This is a genomic window from Paenibacillus sp. P4_A7 (assembly GCF_056402455.1).
The window spans coordinates 1-5,784 of sequence record NZ_JBFUHJ010000363.1 but is presented as its reverse complement, the minus strand read 5'-3'; the positions used below and the strand labels follow the sequence as shown (position 1 = coordinate 5,784).

Here is a 5,784-nt window from a genome sequence, read left to right as displayed (position 1 = left end):
GATCCATATTGGTTACATTCATAACTTCTGGGATAACCAACACCAAACTGTTCCTAATATTGCTCCGATAACCCACGTACGTCGAATCATATTCATCAATAACAAATGGTACCCTAAGGCTTTTCTTGCTTACTCGATTCGATCTTATGCTGGATTCTATGCTTTGGCCTATACGTTATTGGGGAAACTCCGGTCCACCTTTTAAATTGTCTGCTGAAATGACTTTGAGAAGAAAAACCTAGATCGTAAGCAATAGATTCGATGCTTTGATCGGTTTGAATGAGTTTCTCTTTGGCCTGCAGCAGCCTTTGCGAAGTGATATATTGTCTTGGAGACATCCCGAATATTTTAGAGAACAATCTTGTGCATTGATTTCGGCTCATTCCCATTTGCCTCGCTATTTGCTGAACGGAAACATCGGAGCTGCAAAGTGATGCCATGAGCAATTGTTCGATACGCTGCGCCAAAGCTAGCTCGTAAGTGTTCGTTGTTTTCTCGCCATTTAAATGTTCGGCATTTTGCTTCAGTATGGAAACTATGTCCTTGACTATGAGCAGGACACAAGCTTGCAGTCCAAGCCTCTCGCTTATCGATAGATAATGAATAGTACCATTGTCTAATGAATTTAATTGATAGCTGTGAATGATTGAGTCCAGTACTTGTAGATGAGCAGGGAGTTGGGTCTCGGAGGCAGCTCCGCTTGTGACCAAAACATTGGCAAGTGACTTCAACTCACGGCGAAAATCAGGATCGTCAATATCAAACAGGAGGGATAAGTAGGTAAAATTGGAATCTGCTTGATTTAACGTTTTATGCTTTATTCCCGGAGGAATCAGCAGCCAATCTCCTGCCGATAACGGGATCGGTTGCCCGTCCAGCCACTCCGTTACATGGCCATCCCAACAATGAAGCAGCTCAAATGAAGGATGATAATGGTTATGATAAAACCATCCGGGTCCGACTACTTTTACATGAAATCCGCGTATTTGCAATGTGCTTGAAATGTCAGGAATGGAAATGGTTATTTCCATATTGATATATCCCCCTTAAGCTTGGTCCGATTATTATACAGTAAAAGAAGGTGCAAATGGTCAAAAAGATGTTCTCTTTTTCTATATATTAAAAAAACTTTTTTTGCGATGATACAAATGTAACCATCCATTGAAACGATGCAATATTGAGAAGCAACGAGTACCTCAAATCTTTAGGAGCCTAATAGGAGGCGATAAAAATGAAAGCTTTTGTAATCGGTGGAGGGATGATGGTTGTCGAAACGACAGCCTACCTGGTGAACTACTTAAAGGAAGACGGTTATGAAGTATACGTGACGGAAGAGGTGCAGGACTTTCTCACACCACACTTTGCGGAGTGCGAACTCCTTGTACTGAACAGCTGCTTATGGACGGGATCGAGTCATACGATCAGTTGGGAAGCACAGCAAGCCCTGCTTCATCATCTTGAGCTTGGTAGAGGCGTTGTGGTCATGCACAGCGCTATCGCGAATTGGGATGACTGGCCAGAATATTTCAACCTAGTAGGAGGAATCTGGAAATGGGGACATTCGAACCACTCCTCGGCGGACTCCAAATTCATGATTATCAAGACAGCGGAACATCCGCTGCTGGACAATTTGCCCGATTCCTTCGAAGTTATTGATGAAATGTACTATGATCTGGAATTTGCCAAAGGTAACCATGTCATTGCACGAACATCCGAGAAAGACGGAAATCATCCTATGGTATGGTATCGAAAGTCGGGAAACTCCCGAGTGACAGTGATTTTGATCGGGCATGACGAGCGTGCTGTAACACAACTGCCATACATTCAACTTTTTAGAAACGCATGCAAATGGACAATTGGAGGTAATGAGGAATGAACACATTTCGAGCAGGAATTATTGGATGCGGAAGACCTTCCGCCGGTATTGATGTAAATATGCAGGGTTTTTCCATCGCATACTCACATGGGGATGCATATCAGCATCACAGCAGCGTTAAAATTTACGCAGCCGCAGATATTTCGGACGAGAATGTACAAGCTTACGCAAATCACTTTCAGGTTCCCAACACTTATTTAGATTACAAAGAGATGATTGACCGCGAGAATCTGGACATTGTTAGCATTTGTACTTGGCCGACAATGCATAAGGAAATGGTGCTTTATGCTGCCCAGGCCGGCGTCAAAATGATCTGGTGCGAGAAGCCGATGGCCGTCGGTGTTGACGAAATAGATGAAATGGTCCGGGTATGCAGAGAGCGGGGCGCCCGATTGTTTATCAATCACCAGCGCAGGTTTGAATGGCCCTACCTAACCACTCGAGGCATGCTGGATGACGGGGTTCTCGGTGAATTGGAACGGTTGGAAGGCTGGGTAGGCTCGGGCTGGGACTTGATGTCCTGGGGAACACACTGGGTCGATATGCACCGCTTCTTTATGCACGATGAAGCAGTCGAGTGGGTTGTCTCGTCAGCGCCGCATCAAGGCAGCATCCGTTACGGTCATCCGGTTGAAGAGCATATGCTGCTTCAGTTCGGGTTCAAAAGTGGAGTGGTCAGCACGATTCATCTAGGAAATCATCTCCAATCGGCGGGTCTGCGCATCATTGGCACTGAAGGCTCCGTTTCCTTCGAAGACGGTGGAGTCAACTTTGTTGTCCAACATAAACAACGGCCTGTGGAGTTGTATCGACATTATGTGGAGGGTACTTCGAAGATTAATGGCATGCATGCGGCGTTGAAGGATCTCATTTCTGCATTTGAAGAGAACCGTCAAAGTGATATTGATTCGGATAATGGTGCTAAAACAACGGAAATCGTAATGGCGGCCTATCAGGCTTCGATGAAAAAGGAAAAGCTTGCTCTTCCGTTGAAAAACCGGACGTTCAATTTGCTGCGGGATTATCACTGATTTAATAACTACGAAAAGATGAAACCTTTATATTCAGTCATTTTATACAACTAAATCGATCATTACACACAAAGACCAAACCGTCAAAATCTCTTACAATGATCTAAGTAATGTAGGAATGAATGATGGATAAGGAGAGGATTCAAAATGAGCATAATAAACAACCTTCCTAATTTGAACGAGACGTATCATCTTCCCGAGGAGCAAATTCTGGACTACCAGCGCGATGGACATACCATTGTGAGAGCATTAGCGAATCATGAAGAAGTATCCATATATCGCGAGGTCATCAGTGAGATTGTAAAAGAACATAACTACCATACAAAACAGCTGCATGAACGGGATACATATGGTAAAGCCTTCATTCAAATCGAAAACTTATGGAGAATGAGTGAGTCCGCTGCAAAGTTTGTAATGGCACGCCGTTTTGCAAAAGTGGCTGCCGAGCTGATGGGGGTCCCGTCAGTACGGATTTATCATGATCAAGCCTTATTTAAAGAGCCTGGAGGCGGACATACGCCATGGCATCAGGACCAAAACGGTTGGCCACTGGACACCGACAAAACAATAACGCTATGGATGCCGCTTGTTCCCATTTCGGAGGAAGTCGGTTCTATGACCTTTGGTTCCGCTACTCATGGCAATGGCTTTATCTTGGATCAAGGGATTTCGGATGAATCGCACCGCTCCTTCAAGGAATACGTTGAGAATAAAGATTTAGAGCTGGTAAATTATGGTGCAATGGCAGCAGGAGATGCTACTTTTCATGCGGGATGGACCCTTCATTGCGCACCGGGGAATCCAACGGAACGCATGCGTGAGGTGATGACCATTATCTATTTTGCGGATGGGCTGACTATTACTGAAGCGAATAGAGGAGGAGGTGACTTAGCAAACTTCTTTCCAGGAGTTAAACGGGGAGAGATTGCTGCAAGTCCCCTTAATCCAAATGTTTATCCATAGGTCTTTTGAAAATCGTTCTTGCATATGCAAGAACGATTTCTTTCTTTTCCACCAACTGATATTATCAATGTATGTATGCAAAAGAAAGAGGAGGGCGGTTATGTTTAACGTATTGATTGTTGACGATGAGAAGTTGATTAGAAAAGGACTGATCGCTTTATTACCTTGGAGTAAATTCGAAATGCAGGTCATCGGTGAAGCGAATAACGGGAAAGCGGCATTAGAGTTTATGAAAGAAAATGCCATCGATTTTCTTTTTGTTGATCTTACGATGCCGGTTATGGACGGTTTTGAGCTGATGAGGAATGTACGATTACTATATCCAGATGTGTGGATTGTTGTATTAACCTGTCATCAAGATTTTGATTATGTACAGGAAGCACTTCGCTTAGGAGCAATCGATTACATTATTAAAACACAATTTGAACAAGATAAAGTCGATGATATTTTTATACGGATCTTAGAAAGAGTAACTTATGAGAAAAAGGTCCGCGCCCCTCTCTCGAACTTGCGGAGCGGGTACGTATTAGTTCATTTTGCGAATAAACGAAACCATGAGCAAATTATAAATAAAATAAAGGATATAGATGTTAGTATTGTAGAAATTTCTGATCATTCGTGGTTTGTTTCAATCGAATCAGGACTCACTCTAAGTATGCTGAATGAACAGCTGCCAAGAGAAGACTGGGCAATCATTTCAATTATGAACAGTCCGCTCAGCAGCCAGACTACACTTTATGAGCATCTTAGACGTGAAATTCCTTCTTATTTATTTTACGAGTATAAACCGGATCAATATTATTATGAGCTGTCTGCATTCGCAAAAAATGATCGAGAAGAGGAAGCCAAGAGAGTTGAAGAAATCAGGGAAGCGTTGCACTCGCAAAAATGGATGACCGATTCAACGAAATTTGATTCAATCGCAACAATGGTTAGCAGCAGCCGAATTGATCGCGATGAATTAGCAGGTATGCTCCACGTTTGCTTACTGCCTTGGGTAACAATAGTTGGGGACGAGAATAACCCTATGATTAGAAATAATGCTGGGGCTACTTGGCACCAGTGGCTGCAGAAGCTTTATTTGCTTCGTGAGTATGTCCAATTACGAATGAAACAAATCCCATACTCCCCCACAATTATTACTACAATCGCCAGAGCTTTAATCTTAATTGAAGAAGACGTTGATTTTAGTCTCGGTAGGGATGAACTAGCTACGAAGCTTCTGATGAGCAATAGCTATTTCAGCCAATGCTTTAAAGATATTTTAGGAATAGCCTATGGAGATCATATGAAGATTCAAAAAATGAGGAAGACGGCTTTGCTGTTAGAGCAAAGCAATGAGCCTATTTATCAAATCGCGTTGCAGAGCGGTTTTAAGGATGAGAAATATTTCAGTAAAATGTTTCGCAGCCATTTCGGTTTAAATCCAACTGAATATCGTAAAAAAGTGAAAAATGGAGCAAATGATATATGAAAAGAGACCTAATAGGGAATAAGCACCCATCGTCTCTTCGGAATAAGCTTATGTCGGTATTAATGCTTATTGTTGTAATTCCGCTTGTACTGACAGGAGGGATCAGTTATGTAGCCATTCAAGAGATCAATAGCAATAAAATTGAAAGTGGCATAATCAACACCCTTAACAGTGTTCAGTCTGGGTTGGAGGGCACGTTGAAAAATATGGAATATGCTTCTCTTCAGCTTTCTATGGAGGGAAGTATAGGTCAGAGCTTTTATAATCTTTTATCGACGCAAAACGGATTTCAGAAATATGCTTTAAATCAGGAAATTCAAAAGAACTTGAACCTTGTTAATTTTACGAACCCCTATCTTGGTGATTTCAGAAATATGCTTTAAATCAGGAAATTCAAAAGAACTTGAACCTTGTTAATTTTACGAACCCCTATCTTGGTG

General features: G+C 42.3%; 6 protein-coding genes. 5 read left to right on the top strand and 1 reads right to left on the bottom strand.

Annotated elements, in window-relative coordinates:
• Window positions 1–113: 113 nt before the first annotated feature.
• Window positions 114–1,031, bottom strand: coding sequence for an AraC family transcriptional regulator (locus tag AC1DWN_RS26275; RefSeq protein ID WP_477561843.1), 918 nt, complete (start codon window positions 1,029–1,031; stop codon window positions 114–116).
• Between the two features lie 200 nt (window positions 1,032–1,231).
• Here AC1DWN_RS26275 and AC1DWN_RS26270 point away from each other — a divergent pair, with 200 nt between their 5' ends.
• From AC1DWN_RS26270 to AC1DWN_RS26250, 5 genes are all read left to right on the top strand, one after another.
• Window positions 1,232–1,876, top strand: a complete 645-nt coding sequence (locus tag AC1DWN_RS26270; protein WP_477561842.1) for a ThuA domain-containing protein — start codon at window positions 1,232–1,234, stop codon at window positions 1,874–1,876.
• Window positions 1,873–2,907 carry a Gfo/Idh/MocA family protein gene (locus AC1DWN_RS26265; protein WP_477561841.1) on the top strand — a complete coding sequence of 345 codons (1,035 nt, stop codon included), beginning with the start codon at window positions 1,873–1,875 and terminating at the stop codon, window positions 2,905–2,907. Before AC1DWN_RS26270 ends, AC1DWN_RS26265 begins: the two co-directional genes overlap by 4 nt.
• Window positions 2,908–3,054: 147 nt before the next feature.
• Window positions 3,055–3,870 (top strand): phytanoyl-CoA dioxygenase family protein, encoded by an 816-nt coding sequence (locus AC1DWN_RS26260; protein ID WP_477561840.1) that lies wholly within the window; start codon window positions 3,055–3,057, stop codon window positions 3,868–3,870.
• A 100-nt stretch (window positions 3,871–3,970) separates the two neighbouring features.
• Window positions 3,971–5,344, top strand: a complete 1,374-nt coding sequence (locus tag AC1DWN_RS26255) for a response regulator (protein ID WP_477561839.1) — start codon at window positions 3,971–3,973, stop codon at window positions 5,342–5,344.
• The gene (locus tag AC1DWN_RS26250) at window positions 5,341–5,727 is read left to right on the top strand and encodes a hypothetical protein (protein WP_477561838.1); all 387 of its coding nucleotides are present in this window, start codon (window positions 5,341–5,343) and stop codon (window positions 5,725–5,727) included. Before AC1DWN_RS26255 ends, AC1DWN_RS26250 begins: the two co-directional genes overlap by 4 nt.
• Window positions 5,728–5,784 lie beyond the last annotated feature (57 nt).

Excerpts from the sequence above, each read along its gene's own strand:
- AC1DWN_RS26255 (WP_477561839.1), top strand. The coding sequence starts at position 3,971 with ATGTTTAACGTATTGATTGTTGACGATGAGAAGTTGATTAGAAAAGGA.
- AC1DWN_RS26265 (WP_477561841.1), top strand. The coding sequence starts at position 1,873 with ATGAACACATTTCGAGCAGGAATTATTGGATGCGGAAGACCTTCCGCC.
- AC1DWN_RS26250 (WP_477561838.1), top strand. The coding sequence starts at position 5,341 with ATGAAAAGAGACCTAATAGGGAATAAGCACCCATCGTCTCTTCGGAAT.
- AC1DWN_RS26270 (WP_477561842.1), top strand. The coding sequence starts at position 1,232 with ATGAAAGCTTTTGTAATCGGTGGAGGGATGATGGTTGTCGAAACGACA.
- AC1DWN_RS26275 (WP_477561843.1), bottom strand. The coding sequence starts at position 1,031 with ATGGAAATAACCATTTCCATTCCTGACATTTCAAGCACATTGCAAATA.
- AC1DWN_RS26260 (WP_477561840.1), top strand. The coding sequence starts at position 3,055 with ATGAGCATAATAAACAACCTTCCTAATTTGAACGAGACGTATCATCTT.